The following is a 14642-nucleotide window of genomic DNA, read 5'->3' on the forward strand; positions in this document are numbered from 1 at the left end:
CCCGGACTGTTCCACGTGAAACATCGCGAACCATCGGCGACCTCCATCAAGCCCAGTGGACGGCGGCACGCAGCAGCCACTCGTGCGCCCGCGCGATGTGCGGCATCGCGAGCGTGCCCGCGCGCACCACCAGAAAGTACGTGCGCAGCGGCGGCACCGTGGGGTCGAGCAGCGCGACGACGTCGCCGCTCCTGAGAGCCTCGGCGCACAGATAGCGGGGCAGTACGGCCAGGCCGGCGCCCGCGGCCGCGCAGGCGAGGACCGCGCGCAGATCCGGCACGATGACGGCGCCGGACGCCGTGGGGCGGGCGTCGAAGACCGCCGCCCAGTAGCGCGAGACGAACGGCAGCGACTCGTGCACCTCGATCAGCGGAAGGTTCTCCAGTGACGGAGCTCCCCTGCGGCGCGGTGTGCCCGGACCGACGTGGGCGGCCCAGCGCTTTCCCGCGACCAGGACGTGCTCCTCGTCGCAGAGAGGTGTCGCGGTGAGCAGCGCGCCGCGTGGCCGGGCCGTGGTGATGGCCAGGTCGTGGTGTCCGGCGGCGAGCCCGTCGAGGACCTCGTCGGCGGTGCCGAACGAGGCGCGCAGGGCGTAGCCGTGGCCGTCCTGGCCGGTCAGCGTGGCAAGGGCGGGCAGGGCGCGTTCCGCGGTGAACTCCGGAGGGCCCGCGAGGTGGAGCGTGCGCACCGCCGAGTCCTCGTCGAGCCCGGACTCGGCGATCTCCACCAGGGCGTCCAGATGCGGGGCGGCCTTGTGGGCGAGCTCGTCGCCGATGGTCGTGGGCGTCACGCCACGGGCCTGGCGCAGGAACAGCGGGCGGCCCAGCTGCCGCTCCAGCGTGCGGATCTGCGAGGTCACGGCGGGCTGGGAGAGTCCCAGCAGTGCTGCCGCGCGCGTGAAGGAGCCGGCCCGGTGCACCGTCACGAAGGTGCGCAGCAGGGCCAGATCCATGGCGGCGTCCCTCCCCTCCCTGCCCTCAGGGCGCGCCCAACTATAAATATGTCGATAGGTCTCTGTCGCTACTGTGATTGGACACTGACACAGAGTCAACTAGCCTTGTTCGCGCGGTTCTTCGCGCGCAGAACCGGAACGGTCCGAGCCACGAGGGGGGAGGCTCGGACCGTTCGTTGTGCGTAGAACAGCTGCGTGCGGCCCGCCGGAAGCGGTCAACCCGTCGAATCGCCCGACTCGTCCAGCGCGCGCAGCACGTCCGCCACCAGGTCGGCGGGGTCCTCGGCGCCCGCGGAGAAGCGGATGAAGCCCTCCGATACGGCGTCGCCGCCCCAGCGCCGACGGCGCTCGGCCGTGGACCGCACCCCGCCGAAGCTCGTCGCGTCGTCGACAAGGCGCAGCGCCTCGAGGAAACGCTCGGCACGCGCGCGCGTGGGCAGCGTGAAGGAGACCACGCACCCGAAGCGCCGCATCTGCTGCGAGGCGATCTTGTGCGAGGGGTCGTCGGGCAGTCCGGGATAGCGCAGCCCCGACACCTCGGGACGGTCGCGCAGCGCCTCGGCGAGGGCCAGGGCGTTCGCGTTCTGCCGGTCGGCCCGCAGCTGGAGCGTGGCGAGCGAGCGGTGCGCGAGCCAGGCCTCCATCGGCCCCGGGATCGCCCCGACGATCTTGCGCCAGCGCCGCACGGACGCGGTCAGCTCCGCGTCGCGACAGGCGACGTACCCCAGAAGGATGTCGCCGTGCCCGGTGAGCATCTTGGTGCCGCTGGCCACCGAGAAGTCGGCGCCGAGCTCCAGAGGACGCTGGCCCAGCGGTGTGGCCAGGGTGTTGTCGACCGCGACCAGGGCGCCCCGCGCGTGTGCCGCCTCCACGAGCCGGCGCACGTCGCACACGTCGAGCCCCGGGTTGGACGGCGTCTCGATCCACAGCAGCTTGGCGCCGTCCAGCACGTCGAGCTGGGCGTCACCGCCGGTCGGGGCGGTGCGCACCTCGATGCCGTAGGCCGTGAGCTGCTCGCGGACCAGCGGGAGCACCTGATAGCCGTCGTCCGGCAGGACCACCGTGTCCCCGGCGCGCAGCTGCGAGAACAGCACCGCAGAGATCGCGGCCATGCCGGAGGCGAAGACCAGCGTCTCGACGCCCTCCGAAGAGCCCGCGTCCGGAGCCTCCAGCTGGCCGATGGCGCGCTCCAGATGCGTCCAGGTGGGGTTCTCGTCCCGTCCGTAGGCGTATCCGCCCGTGGGGTCGCCCGGCAGGTGGAAGTGGGCCGCGAACACCGGGCCGGGAAGAGTCGGTTCGTGTTTCACCGGCTCGGGGAGACCGGCCCGCACCGCGCGCGTGCCGTCGCCTATGGGACCCGTGGGCTCCGATTCCGTCGTCATGCCGCCCGCCTTTCCACCGCTTCACGTACCGCGTCGAGCAGGCCTTCGCTCGCCGCCTCCACCATTCTCAGGCACTCCTCGAACCCCTCGAAGTCCCCGTAGTAGGGGTCGGGCACGTCCAGGTCGTCGGCGGCCGGGTCGTACGAGCGCAGCAGCCGCACCTTGTCCGCGTCGGCCTCGGTCGGCGCGAGGCGGCGCAGCGCCCGCAGATGCCCGGCGTCCAGCGCGATGACGAGGTCGAGCCCCGCGAACCGGTCGGCACGGAACCGACGGGCCACGTGGTCGCTCTCGTAGCCGGCCGCCCGCAGGACGGAGACGGTGCGGGGGTCGGCACCGTCCCCCTCGTGCCAGCCGTCGGTGCCCGCGCTGTCGACCGTGACCAGGTCGCCGAGACCGGCCTCTTCGACGCGGGCACGGAAGACGGACTCGGCCATCGGGGACCGGCAGATGTTGCCGGTGCAGACGAAACACACGGAGAAGGGCATGGGGCGGGATCAGTCCTCGTCGGGGAGCACGACGTTCATGGCCCAGGACACGACCGAGATGATCAGGCCGCCCAGGACGGCGGTCCAGAAGCCCTCGACGTGGAAACTGACGTCGAGCTTGTCGGCCAGCCACGAGGTGAGCAGCAGCATCAGCGCGTTCACCACGAGGGTGATCAGGCCGAGGGTCAGGATGAACAGCGGGAAGGTGAGGACCTTCACCACCGGCTTGACCAGGAAGTTCACCAGCCCGAAGAGCAGGGCGACGATGATGAGCGTGCCCGCCTTCTTGCCCGTGCTGTCGCCGGTCAGGGTGATCTTGTCGAGCAGCCACACGGCGACGGCCAGGGCCGCGGCGTTGGCGATCGTCTTGACTACAAAATTCTTCATGTGTCTGATCGTGGCAGACGCGGGCCGCGAACAGTCGGCTCGCCAGGGACGGCGGGCGCCGGCGCGACGTGCGGCGGCAGGATGAGCGGCGACGAGCGGCAGCAGTGGCGAGCAGCGGCTGCGGCACACGACATGAGCAGCGGCAAGGGGCGTAAGAGGGCGATGAAGGCATTCCGACTGGACGAGCTGGAGGCGGAGCGGGCCGCGAACGACGGCGCGTATCTGCAGTTTCTGCGGGAGCGGAACATGTCGGTCGGGCTGTACGCGCTCAACGCCGGGGACAGCGACCCGCAGCAGCCGCACGGGCAGGACGAGGTGTACATGGTCGTCAGCGGCCGGGCCTCGATCACGGTCGGCATGGAGACCACGCAGGTGGCACGAGGAAGTGTCGTCTACGTGCCGGCCGGGGTCGCCCACAAGTTCCACCACATCAGCGAGGACCTGCGCGTACTCGTCGTCTTCTCCCCTCCTGAAGGCTGACTCGTTCAGGGCTCCGACCTCGGGGTTCCCTCAGGGTCGGATCAGGGGAGTACGGGGGATCCGGGGCCCCCGTTCGGCTCTTCGGCGCCCTAGCATCGAATGCAAGAAGAACGAACGTGCGCAGACACGGAGAGAGGTAAGGGCGATGGCGGCGAAGGAGATCTTTGCGGGAATGCCGTGGTGGGTGAAGTGGGTGGCCGTGCCGGTCATCGCGCTCGTCGTGTTCGGCAGCCTGATAGCGAGCGTTGTCGGATTCGTGGTCGCCCTGCTCTTCAAGGCGCTGCTTTTCGTCGCACTGGTCGGTGGACTCATCTACGTCGTACGGAAGTTCATATCCGGCTCGTCTTCTTCCCGCAGCGACTGGTGACGTCCGCTCGGTACTGCTGTTCGGTAACTCCCGCGCGGTGACTGCTGATCGGTGAATGCTGTTCCGTGACCGCTGTTCGACCGTTGTTCCATGACCACCGACTGGTGACTTTTCGCAACGGTTCCCTCGCGCGGGGGAAGTTTCCCCGGCAGGACTCCGTAGAGCGGTGGCCAAGGGTTAGAGTCCGAAAGGCCGACGCGGGGGCGATCCCCGCGGACGGGCGCACTGCCCCTTCCCGCGGTGATCCGGGCAAGGGCGGAGACCCCCACGCGTTTCGGGAGCGAACCTTGGCCGCGGTCGACATCACCACTTCACCGGTTGACGCCCCTTCGCCAGTCGGCACTTCACCGGCCGCCGAGGTATCCGCGACGGACGTGGTTTCCGCGGCGGACGTGGTTTCCGGGACGGGCATGGCCTCCGCGACGGAGGTGGTGTCCGCGAGGGATATGGCCTCCGCAACGGACGGGGTGTCCGCGACGGACGCGGGCCGCCTGACGGATCCGACCTCCGAGACCACCGCACTCTCCCCGACCACCACAGTCCCTCTGGGCGAGGCAGCCGCTGTCGCACCCACTCTCATCGGCTCCGTGCAGCGGGCCATGCGGCTCCTGGAGGCCGCCGCCTCGCACCAGGACGGGGCGCCGGCCAAGCAGCTGGCCCGCGAGGCGGGCCTCGCGCTGCCCACCGCGTACCACCTGCTGCGCACCCTGACCCACGAGGGCTATCTGCGCCGTGAGAAGGGCGTGTTCGTGCTCGGCGAGGCCGCCGAGCGACTGAGCAGCAGCGGGGCGCAGCAGAATCGTCGCGGCACGATCGACGAGTCGCTGGCGCACTGGCGCGACACCATCGGCGTCCCCGTGTACTTCGCGGTCTACCGCGAGGGCGAGATCGATCTCGTGGCCGTGGCCGACACCCCGAACAACCCCGCCGTCGAGGAGTGGGCGGACTTCCGTGAGACGGGGCACGCCCACGCGATCGGGCAGTGCCTGCTCGGCCAGCTCGACGAGCGGGGGCGGCAGGACCACCTCGCCCGCTATCCGGTTCAGTCGATCACTCGCTACTCGGTTCGGGACGACCGCACCTTCATGCGGCGGCTCGATGCGATGGAGCGGATGCGACCTGTCGTGGAGCGCCAGGAGTACGCGCTCGGGACCGTCTGCGCGGCGATTCCGATCACGGCGGGGGACACCGCGGCGACCATGGCCATCTCGGTTCCGGCCGCTCACGCGGACCGGCTGCTGCCCGCGGCGCAGAGGTTGCAGCGGGAGATCGGAAAGCTACTAGGGACACTCGCCTTCTCTATCAGCATCTGAAAACTCACTCCTTGTGATCTGGTGTGTACGTTAAGCAAGATGCCAGGAGTGTCAGGGAGTTGGTTCCTGGCCATGTGCGGGCTATATGACGGGGTAGGGCGGCGATGGGCGAGTCGGTGCAGGCAGAGGTCATGATGAGCTTCCTTGTTTCCGAGGAGCTCTCGTTTCGCATCCCGGTGGAGCTGCGCTATGAGATCAACGATCCCTATGCCGTGCGGCTGACGTTCCATCTGCCCGGTGATGCCCCGGTGTCGTGGACCTTCGGGCGGGAGCTGCTGATCGACGGCGTGAGCAGGCCGTGCGGGGACGGGGACGTGCGCATCGAGCCCACCGATCCCGACCTGCTCGACGAGGCGCTGATCAGGCTTCAGGTCGGCGGTGACCAGGCGCTGTTCAGGGTCGGCATTCCGCCGCTGCTCGCCTTCCTCGACCGTACGGACAAGGTGGTGCCGTTCGGGCAGGAGCGGGCGCTCGCCGACTTCGACACGCATCTCGACGAGGCGCTGGACCGGATCCTCGCGGAGGAGCAGAACGCGGGCTGAGCTTTTGGGGGCAACGGGCCGACACGAATGGCAGATTGCTGCATTTTGCATCCGCCCCGGCGTCACGTCTTGCGGCGCCGCCCCCGTCCACCGCGTGAGGGGCGGGCGGCGGGGACGCCGGACGCCGAAGCCGCGGCACCGGCATGGGAGCCGGCACCGCCGCGCCCCGCACCGGCCCCCGCACCCGCACCGGAGGAGCGGTCGGCGGAGACGACCAGGGCGGCCAGCGCGGTCGTCACCGGCACCGAGGCGACCAGGCCGATCGACCCGATGAGGGTGCGCACGATCTCCTCGGCGACCAACTCGCTGTTGGCCACGGTGCCCATGCTGGACTGGGCGATGGAGAAGAGCAGCAGGAGGGGCAGCGCGGCGCCCGCGTAGGCGAGTACGAGGGTGTTGACGACCGAGGCGATGTGGTCGCGGCCGATGCGGATGCCCGCGCGGTAGAGGCCGCGCCAGCCCATCGAGGGGTTGGCCTGGTGGAGTTCCCAGACCGCGGAGGTCTGCGTGACGGTCACGTCGTCGAGCACGCCGAGCGAGCCGATGATGACGCCCGCGAGCAGCAGGCCGCTCATGTCGATGGACGGGTACAGGCCATGGATGAGGCCGGTGTTGTCGTCCGTGTTGCCGGTCAGCGCCGCCCAGCCGATGAAGAGCGAGCCGAGGAGGCCGATGAGCAGCAGGGAGATCAGCGTGCCGAGTACCGCGACGGAGGTGCGGGCCGTGAGGCCGTGACAGAGATAGAGCGCGATCAGCATGATGGCGCTCGCCCCGATCACCGCGACGACCAGCGGGTTCGAGCCCTGCAGGATCGCCGGCAGGATGAAGAGGGTCAGCACCATGAAGCTGATGGCGAGCGCGACCAGGGCCATCACACCGCGCATCCGTCCCACCACGACGACGGCGAGCGCGAAGATGCCGGCGAGCAGGGCCATCGGGATCTTGCGGTTCACATCGGTGACCGAGTACTGGAGCCCCTCGGGTGCCTTGGGTTCGTAGGCGACCACCACCTCCTGGCCCGTGCCGAGTTGCCGGGGCGAATCCGGCTGGATGATCTCGATGAAGGTGCGGCCCTTGTCCTTGCCGCTGGTCACCTCGATCGTCGCCTTCTTGCAGATGCCCTGGGCGTTGGACTGCGCGGACTGGCCCTCGGCGGTGGACGTGTCGCCGTTCGGCGTGGGCTGCGAGGGGCTGAGTTCCTTGCAGGGCAGCTCCAGCACCTTCGTGACCTTGGCCGACTGCATCTGCCGGTCGAAGCCGACGCCGGTCCGCTCGTGCGACGGCGCACCGCCCGGCCAGAGCACCACGAGCCCCACGACGACCGCGGTGGCGAAAGGAATCAGCACCGCGGCGATGACCTTGCGCAGATGCTGGGAGACCGGCGCGGCCGGGCCGTGACTGTGACTGTGGGAGTGCCCTCCGTGCCCATGTCCGGGGGACTGTCCAGGGGAACGCCCCTGCCCGGGAGGCTGGCCCGGACCCTCCGGAGGCGGTCCCGGGACGGGCGGTTGCGACGGCGGCGGGGACGGCGGCGGTGTGGTGGTCACTGACCGATCATCGCAAGAACGGAGGGGGCCCTCTGTTCAGCGCGCCCGACATGACGCTAGCGTGGAGGCACCTTTGCAATCGCGGGAGCTCGGAGCACCGGGCTGAGAGGGCGCTGACCTCCGTACGAAAGGCACCAGTGGTGGTGCGGACCGTACGGGATCCGCTGCGTCGACCGCCGAACCTGTTACCGGGTAATGCCGGCGTAGGGAGTAGGTCTCATGACCACATCGGACGCACGCACGCCTGCCTCGACGCAGCACGAGAGCGACGAGGCCGGGAAGTCCATCGGCTGGCACAAGGCGTACGTCGAGGGCTCGCGCCCCGACCTGCGCGTGCCGGTCCGCCAGGTGCACCTCACCAACGGCAAGGCCGTGACCCTGTACGACACTTCCGGTCCGTACACCGACCCGTCGGCCGAGACCGACGTCCGCCGCGGTCTGCCGCCGCTGCGGGAGAACTGGATCATCGCCCGCGGCGACACCGAGGAGTATGCGGGCCGTCCGCCCCGTCCCGAGGACGACGGCATCAAGCACACCTCGCCGCGCGGCGGGCTCAAGAACCTCGACGCGGTCTTCCCCGGCCGCCCCCGCCAGCCGCGCCGCGCCCGCCAGGGACAGGCGGTGACGCAGCTCGCGTACGCCCGTCGCGGCGAGATCACGCCCGAGATGGAGTTCATCGGGATCCGCGAGAACCTGGACCCCGAGATCGTGCGCGCCGAGGTCGCCGCGGGGCGCGCCGTGATCCCGGCCAACGTGAACCACCCGGAGATCGAGCCGATGATCATCGGCAAGAGGTTCCTGGTGAAGGTGAACGCCAACATCGGCAATTCCGCCGTCACTTCCTCCATCGAGGAGGAGGTGGACAAGATGACGTGGGCGACCAAGTGGGGCGCCGACACGGTCATGGACCTGTCCACCGGCCGCAACATCCACACCACCCGCGAGTGGGTCCTGCGCAACTCCCCCGTCCCGATCGGCACCGTTCCCCTCTACCAGGCCCTGGAGAAGGTCGACGGCCGCGCCGAGGAGCTGACCTGGGAGATCTACAAGGACACGGTCATCGAGCAGGCCGAACAGGGCGTGGACTACATGACGGTGCACGCGGGCGTGCGCCTTCCGTATGTCCCGCTCACCGCGCGCCGCAAGACCGGCATCGTCTCGCGCGGCGGTTCGATCATGGCGGCCTGGTGCCTCGCGCACCACAAGGAGAGCTTCCTCTACGAGCACTTCGAGGAGCTCTGCGAGATCCTCGCGGCGTACGACGTGACGTACTCGCTCGGCGACGGCCTGCGGCCCGGCTCGATCGCGGACGCCAACGACGAGGCGCAGTTCGCCGAGCTCCGCACGCTCGGGGAACTCAACACGATCGCCAAGCGTCACAACGTACAGACGATGATCGAGGGCCCCGGTCACGTCCCGATGCACAAGATCAAGGAGAACATCGACCTCCAGCAGGAGATCTGCGAGGAGGCGCCGTTCTACACCCTCGGCCCGCTGACCACGGACATCGCGCCCGCCTACGACCACATCACCTCCGGCATCGGCGCCGCGATGATCGGCTGGTGGGGCACGGCGATGCTCTGCTACGTCACGCCCAAGGAGCACCTGGGTCTGCCCAACCGCGACGACGTGAAGACCGGTGTCATCACGTACAAGATCGCGGCGCACGCCGCCGACCTCGCCAAGGGGCACCCGGGCGCGCAGGACTGGGACGACGCGCTCTCGGACGCCCGCTTCGAGTTCCGCTGGGAGGACCAGTTCAACCTGGCCCTCGACCCGGTCACGGCAAGGGAGTTCCACGACGAGACGCTGCCGGCCGAGCCCGCGAAGACGGCGCACTTCTGCTCGATGTGCGGGCCGAAGTTCTGCTCGATGAAGATCTCCCAGGACATCCGCCGCGAACACGGCGGCGACCTGGCCGCCGACGACATCGAGGCGGGCATGGAACAGAAGTCGAAGGAATTCGCGGCGTCGGGCAACCGGGTCTATCTGCCGATCGCCGACTGACCCTGCGCCATGGGCTGAGTTCCTGGTCAGGGCCCCGGTCACCATGCCCGGGGCCCGCCAGGCTCTGGCCGGCCCTGCTCCGTGCCGTAACGGAACAGCCAAGATCGCGCACGGGACGATCCGCGTCCCTACCCTGCCTGACATGGGCGGGATCGATGTGGCCAACGGAGTCGTCGGCGCGGTACTGGGGATGTTGTTCGCGGTGCTGTTCCAACAGCCGTTGCAGAACTCCTGGTACAGGCTGCGGACTCGCTCCACGAGAGCGGTACGCAGCCTGAGGCAGCGCGAGGAGTCCAGCCCCGCGTGGAGCACCTTCTCGCTGGGCCCTCTCCACACGTCCGCCCTGATCGTGGAGGGTGACGGCGAGTCGTCCATACCGGCCGACGCCATCTACGTGCAGGTCCTCGACGAGGAGATCGAGCTGCCGTCGCAGATGGCCGGGTGGCGCGCCGAGATCGAGGCCGAAAGCGCACTCTTACGCGCGGAGGGCCGAACACCGCTGTGGAACGGTCCTCGCTACGCGGTCGATTCCTTCGACGTCTCCCGCACGGCCCTCGACGAGCAGCCCGAAGTCCACCTGCGACTGCGCCCGACCGACTACCACGCGTTTCTCGTGGCTCAGCAGCTCGACCGTCGGCTGGCCGATGGGACGACTCCTCGGTCCCGCTATCTCGACCCGGACAAACCACTGGAGGCACCTGCGTTTCTGCAGTGCAGTTTCGCCACGAACATCGCGGTGGTGACCGCTGACGACATGCTGGTCGTCAGCCAGCGCAGTGACCGGGTCCGGATGGCCCCGGGGGTCTGGAACTCCTCCGTGAACGAGGGCATGTCACGGCATATCGATTCATCCGGCCGGAGCGCTCCTGACCTGCATGCCGTCGCGCGACGCGGCATGAGGGAGGAACTCTCCCTCGAACCGAACGAGTACTCACTCGACCTGCTTGCCTTCGTGCTGGACATCGAGAAGCGCCACTGGAGCGCCCACTTCTACGCCAGGCTCAAGGACTTGACCCGCGAAGGTCTGCAGGCGCGTATGAGCAGAGGAGTCGCGGACAGATGGGAGCATCAGACCATCGACTGCGTGCCTTTCCGCCCGGCAACCGTGGTCAAGTACATGCTGCGTGCCGATCGGATTCACCGGTGGGCACCCCTTGCGCCGGCGCTCTTCCACCTTGCGTTGGTGCACGTCTACAGCCGCACAACGGTCGAAAGGGCCGGGGCACAGGTACTTCGGCGTATGTAGGGGCCACGAGGCCTCGATCCCGCGCCGCCGTTCGCCGGCGGCGGCGCGTCGAGGTGGTGTGGTGCTCGGGCACGTGGCCGGGCTCGGGCTTTGGCCCGAGCTCCGGCTCGGCCGGACCTCATGGTCCGGGGCTCCCCTGTTCCGGCCTACTCCGGCTTGTGGTCGGGGCCGCCGAAGTCCGGGCTGGAGAAGTCGGGGCTCGAGAAGCTCGGGCGCGGTCCCGCTGTCGGGCCGCCGTCCGGGCTGCTGAACCCCGGCCTGTGATAGCCGAGTTGAGGCATGCGGTTGTTGCTCGCCGCGGATCCCGACGACGGCCTGCGAGCGGCGGGAGCTCCGCCCGGGTCCATCAGCGCGTCCCGCAGGAACGGCACGACGCCCCGCTCCAGGAGCGCCCGGCCCCAGGCTTCCCTGGCCCGCGACACCTCCTGATGTCGTTCGCCGTGCGGTCCTGCCTGGAGCGAGGTGGAGCCGTTGCGCAGAGCGGTCAGCAGCAGGCCGACCGCGGCGACCAGGATGCCCCCGGCGGTGAGCGCGCCGAACAGCCATCCCGCGGTGAGCAGGGTGTCCGCGAAGGCGGGCTCGGGGTCGAGCATCTTCAGGATGTAGCCGACGAGCAGGAAGATGGCGGCGGCCGTCCCGGCGAGGACAGGTGCGAGGACCGCGACGACGGCGATCGCCCCGGCTCCCGCGGCCGCCGGTTCGGCGACCTCGCCCATCGTGGTGGCGAGGCTGACGCCGCCGGAACCTGACTCCGCGGCGCTCTGTCCGCTCCCTTCGCGGATCGATGTGGACGACGGTCGAGGTTCGCGCAACTCCTCGCGGACCTTCACGTAGTGCGCGTATTCGGCCGCGGCCGCGGCCGTGATCAATGCTGTCGCGTTCAGGGCCATGGTGCGCAGTTGTTCGGTGTTGAGCCGCTGGCCCACTGCGGCGAGTTCAGGACGGTCAGGTGCGGTGCGCAGCGCCTCATCGAGGATCCGCTCGTACTCGGGGCGGTCCTCATTGAGCAGGTGTGGAGCGCTGTTCATGTGCATCCCCCGATGCTCCGTAGGGCTAAGGCTCGCATGGCTACGAGCCGTCGGGCAGAAACGGAGGGGAGCCTGCTACGGATAAGCCGATGGTAGAGCCGTGACGGCACGCGGTGACAGGGGGTTTCCAGAATTGGCCCCCCTGGCCAGCGTGATCCTGTAAAGGGGCGCCTGCCCGCAGAACGCTCAGATACCCAGGGGGAGTTGGCAGACCAGTAGCTTTCCGGCCATGGTCACTCCGCCGTCCATGGCGATGGCGAGGCCGTCCGCATAGACGTGCGGGCCCTCGATGACCGGACCGCCGCCGTCCGAGTCGTCCTCGGAGCCGACGTCGCCCAGGAGATAGGGGATGGGGCTGTGACCATGGACGATGCGCGTGCCGCCGTACATGTCGAGGAGTTCGCGTACGGCCGACGGGCCCGACTCGTCGCGGAAGGCGAAGCGCTTGGTGAACTTCCGGAAGAGGTCCCAGCACTCGTCGGCGTCATTGCGCGTGAGGGTCTCCCGGATGGTGTCGTTCACCGCCTCGATCGAGTCGCCGTAATCCAGATAGGCGGTCGTGTCGGAGTGCACGAGGAGATGTCCGTCGGCTTCCTCCATCGCGTCCAGACGGGCCATCCACTGGAGGTGGTGGTCCTCCAGGCGCTCCATGTCGGTCTTCTGGCCGCCGTTCAGCAGCCAGGCGGCCTGGAAGGTGGCGGTGCCCGCGCCGGAGTTGACGGGGGTGTCGCCGAAGCGCTTGGCGCCGAGCAGGAGCAGCTCGTGGTTGCCCATGAGCGCCTTGCAGTAGCCGCCGGCGGCCGCGGCCTCGGCGGAGAGCCGCATCACCAGGTCGATGACGCCGATGCCGTCGGGCCCGCGGTCGGTGAAGTCGCCGAGGAACCACAGGCGCGCGTTCCCCGCGGACCAGCTGCCCTCGGCGTCGACGAGGCCCTGCTCCTGGAGGGCGGCGACGAGCTCGGCGAGATAGCCGTGCACATCGCCCACCACGTACAGCGGGCCGTGTTCCTCGCTCGCCCGCGGCTGCGGGGGCTCCGGCATGACCTGCACCTGGACGGTGTCACCGCGATTGATCACGGGCAGGTCCCGCTGCGTCGGGGTGTAGCCGTCGTCCGGCGCCTCACCGGGTGCCCCGGGGTGCGCCTCGGCGGGACCGGCCGTCTCATGGACGTACGCCGGTACGCGGAAGTCGCGCAGCGTCGCCGTCCGCACATCGGGTCCCTGACCGGCCCCCTGAGTCATCGACCCCTCCACCACCATTGCGCCGCATCTGCACCGAGATCGGACTGCCTGGTCGCAGCGGCCCGCGGTGTCGTCCGCCCATCATAGGAATGCGGCTCCCGCTGTGTGGTGCACCAGGGGTGGTGAATCGGTGCCGGACCCCTGTTCACCGCGGTTTTCTCCCGAATTGGGCAGAGGTTTCCCCACTGGTTGCGGGGAGGTGACCGGCCTCTGCCCGGTGCCGCGGGCGGGAGCGGGAGCGATCAGCCGTGGCCGGGCGAGCGGGGCGGGCTGACCGTCGTGCGCGGCGGACGTCGCTCGGACGAGGTGCGCACGATCAGTTCGGTCGGTATCACCTGCTCGACGGGACGGCCCGCGTCGAGGCCCTCGATCGCGTCGATCAGGAGCTGGACGACGGCGGTGCCGATGCGGCGCGGTTTGAGGGAGAGCGTGGTGATGGGCGGTTCGGTGGTGGCGTACACCGTGGACTCGCTGCAGCAGACGAGCAGCAGGTCGTCGGGGACGCGCAGGCCGTACCGCCGGGCGGCGGCGAGCAGGTCGGTGCCGTTGGGGTCGAAGAGGCCGTAGACGGCGTCGGGCCGGTCGGGTCTGGCGAGCAACCGGTCGGCGGCGACCGCGCCCGCGCACGGGTCGTGGGCGGGATAGGACTCGTAGACCGGGTCCTGGCCCACGCGCTCGCACCAGCGCAGGTAGGCGGTGGTGGACAGATGGGTGTACGTGTCCGTGGTGGTGCCCGTGAGGAGGCCGATGCGGCGGGCGCCCGCGGCGGCGAGGTGGTCGAGGATCTCCAGGACGGCGGCCTCGTGGTCGTTGTCGACCCAGGCCGTGACCGGGAGCGAGCCGGCCGGGCGGCCGTCGGAGACCACCGGCAGGCCCTGGCGGACCAGCTCGCTGACCACCGGGTCGTGGTCGGAGGGATCGATGACGACGGTGCCGTCGAGCGCCACGTTCGACCACACGTCGACCGGGCTGCGGCGTGAGGTGGCGGGCAGGATGACCAGGGCGTAGCCCCGGGCGAGCGCGGCCGAGGTGGCGGCTCTGGCCATCTCGGCGAAGTACGCGAACTCGGTGAAGGTGAAAGGTTCATCCCCGTACGTCGTCACGGTCAGGCCGATGAGGCCTGACTTGCCGGTACGGAGGGTGCGGGCCGCGGCGGACGGGCGATAGCCCAGCCGCTCGGCGACCTCGCGTACATGGCGTCGGGTGGCGTCGGGCAGCCGACCCTTGCCGTTGAGGGCGTCGGAGACAGTCGTGATGGAGACACCGGCGGCGGCGGCGACGTCTCTGATGCCCGCTCGGCTCTGCCGGTTGCCCCGGCGTGCGGTCTCCGCTCGGCTCACCTGGTGCTTCCCTGCTGCTGTCATGGCGAGCCGATAGTAGGGCTCATGGGGGCGGGTAGTAGGGACGCATATGCACGCGTTGACAGGCACGTTTCTGCATGGTGAGCGTGGGGCAATGACCTTGGAATTCAAGGGAGTTGAGCAGATCAATGAGCAGCTGGCCCTGATCGTCGCGCGCGGGCCTGCCAAATGCGCGAGGTCTCGAAGAGGTCTCAACTCACCTTCACGGGGGACGCGCGCCACGGAGCGAGCCACCGGCGCATGGGGGAGCACGGGGCGCTCCCCCCTCCCCGCACGCCTTGGCGGGCGGGGGTTCGGGGGCTG

Annotated in this window: 14 protein-coding genes and 1 riboswitch; of the genes, 6 read left to right on the plus strand and 8 right to left on the minus strand. The window is 69.6% G+C overall.

What is annotated here, in order from left to right:
• Positions 1 to 46 precede the first annotated feature (46 nt).
• The 4 genes from AB0L89_RS17640 to AB0L89_RS17655 all read right to left on the minus strand — a co-directional run bounded on the left by AB0L89_RS17640 (position 47) and on the right by AB0L89_RS17655 (position 3206).
• On the minus strand, positions 47 to 952 hold the full coding sequence (locus AB0L89_RS17640; protein ID WP_365141568.1) for a LysR family transcriptional regulator: 906 nt from the start codon (positions 950 to 952) through the stop codon (positions 47 to 49).
• A 215-nt stretch (positions 953 to 1167) separates the two neighbouring features.
• Positions 1168 to 2334 carry a cystathionine gamma-lyase gene (locus AB0L89_RS17645; protein ID WP_365141571.1) on the minus strand — a complete coding sequence of 389 codons (1167 nt, stop codon included), beginning with the start codon at positions 2332 to 2334 and terminating at the stop codon, positions 1168 to 1170.
• On the minus strand, positions 2331 to 2819 hold the full coding sequence (locus AB0L89_RS17650) for a low molecular weight protein-tyrosine-phosphatase (RefSeq protein ID WP_365141573.1): 489 nt from the start codon (positions 2817 to 2819) through the stop codon (positions 2331 to 2333). Before AB0L89_RS17650 ends, AB0L89_RS17645 begins: the two co-directional genes overlap by 4 nt.
• 9 nt (positions 2820 to 2828) lie before the next feature.
• A complete protein-coding gene (locus AB0L89_RS17655; RefSeq protein WP_365141576.1) occupies positions 2829 to 3206 on the minus strand; it encodes a phage holin family protein in 378 nt (125 codons plus the stop codon).
• A gap of 162 nt (positions 3207 to 3368) precedes the next feature.
• Between AB0L89_RS17655 and AB0L89_RS17660 the strand changes: the two genes are divergently transcribed.
• The 4 genes from AB0L89_RS17660 (at position 3369) to AB0L89_RS17675 (ending at position 5908) form a co-directional block, all read left to right on the plus strand.
• Positions 3369 to 3686 (plus strand): cupin domain-containing protein, encoded by a 318-nt coding sequence (locus AB0L89_RS17660; RefSeq protein ID WP_365141579.1) that lies wholly within the window; start codon positions 3369 to 3371, stop codon positions 3684 to 3686.
• A 145-nt stretch (positions 3687 to 3831) separates the two neighbouring features.
• Positions 3832 to 4053, plus strand: coding sequence for a DUF5326 family protein (locus AB0L89_RS17665; protein WP_365141582.1), 222 nt, complete (start codon positions 3832 to 3834; stop codon positions 4051 to 4053).
• A gap of 587 nt (positions 4054 to 4640) precedes the next feature.
• A complete protein-coding gene (locus tag AB0L89_RS17670) occupies positions 4641 to 5366 on the plus strand; it encodes a helix-turn-helix domain-containing protein (protein WP_365142016.1) in 726 nt (241 codons plus the stop codon).
• Between the two features lie 104 nt (positions 5367 to 5470).
• A complete protein-coding gene (locus AB0L89_RS17675) occupies positions 5471 to 5908 on the plus strand; it encodes an SsgA family sporulation/cell division regulator (RefSeq protein WP_365141585.1) in 438 nt (145 codons plus the stop codon).
• Positions 5909 to 5970: 62 nt separating this feature from the next.
• Here the strand turns inward: AB0L89_RS17675 and AB0L89_RS17680 are convergent, their stop codons facing one another.
• Positions 5971 to 7455 carry a YibE/F family protein gene (locus tag AB0L89_RS17680; protein ID WP_365141588.1) on the minus strand — a complete coding sequence of 495 codons (1485 nt, stop codon included), beginning with the start codon at positions 7453 to 7455 and terminating at the stop codon, positions 5971 to 5973.
• 71 nt (positions 7456 to 7526) lie between these two features.
• Positions 7527 to 7682: riboswitch (TPP riboswitch) on the plus strand.
• Here AB0L89_RS17680 and thiC point away from each other — a divergent pair.
• Together thiC and AB0L89_RS17690 are read left to right on the plus strand one after the other, a co-directional pair.
• Positions 7675 to 9462, plus strand: a complete 1788-nt coding sequence (gene thiC / locus AB0L89_RS17685; RefSeq protein ID WP_365141591.1) for a phosphomethylpyrimidine synthase ThiC — start codon at positions 7675 to 7677, stop codon at positions 9460 to 9462. (Overlaps the previous riboswitch by 8 nt.)
• A gap of 142 nt (positions 9463 to 9604) precedes the next feature.
• Positions 9605 to 10708, plus strand: a complete 1104-nt coding sequence (locus tag AB0L89_RS17690; protein WP_365141594.1) for a hypothetical protein — start codon at positions 9605 to 9607, stop codon at positions 10706 to 10708.
• 146 nt (positions 10709 to 10854) lie between these two features.
• On the opposite strand, the gene AB0L89_RS17695 is transcribed toward AB0L89_RS17690, so the two are convergent.
• From AB0L89_RS17695 to AB0L89_RS17705, 3 genes are all read right to left on the minus strand, one after another.
• Positions 10855 to 11742, minus strand: coding sequence for a hypothetical protein (locus AB0L89_RS17695; RefSeq protein ID WP_365141597.1), 888 nt, complete (start codon positions 11740 to 11742; stop codon positions 10855 to 10857).
• A 180-nt stretch (positions 11743 to 11922) separates the two neighbouring features.
• Entirely contained in the window at positions 11923 to 12978 is a 1056-nt protein-coding gene (locus AB0L89_RS17700; protein WP_365141600.1) for a metallophosphoesterase, read from the minus strand.
• 242 nt (positions 12979 to 13220) lie between these two features.
• Positions 13221 to 14342 carry a LacI family DNA-binding transcriptional regulator gene (locus tag AB0L89_RS17705; protein ID WP_365141603.1) on the minus strand — a complete coding sequence of 374 codons (1122 nt, stop codon included), beginning with the start codon at positions 14340 to 14342 and terminating at the stop codon, positions 13221 to 13223.
• Positions 14343 to 14642: the final 300 nt, after the last annotated feature.

The sequence above is a fragment of the Streptomyces sp. NPDC052114 genome (assembly GCF_040680155.1).
Taxonomy (GTDB): domain Bacteria; phylum Actinomycetota; class Actinomycetes; order Streptomycetales; family Streptomycetaceae; genus Streptomyces.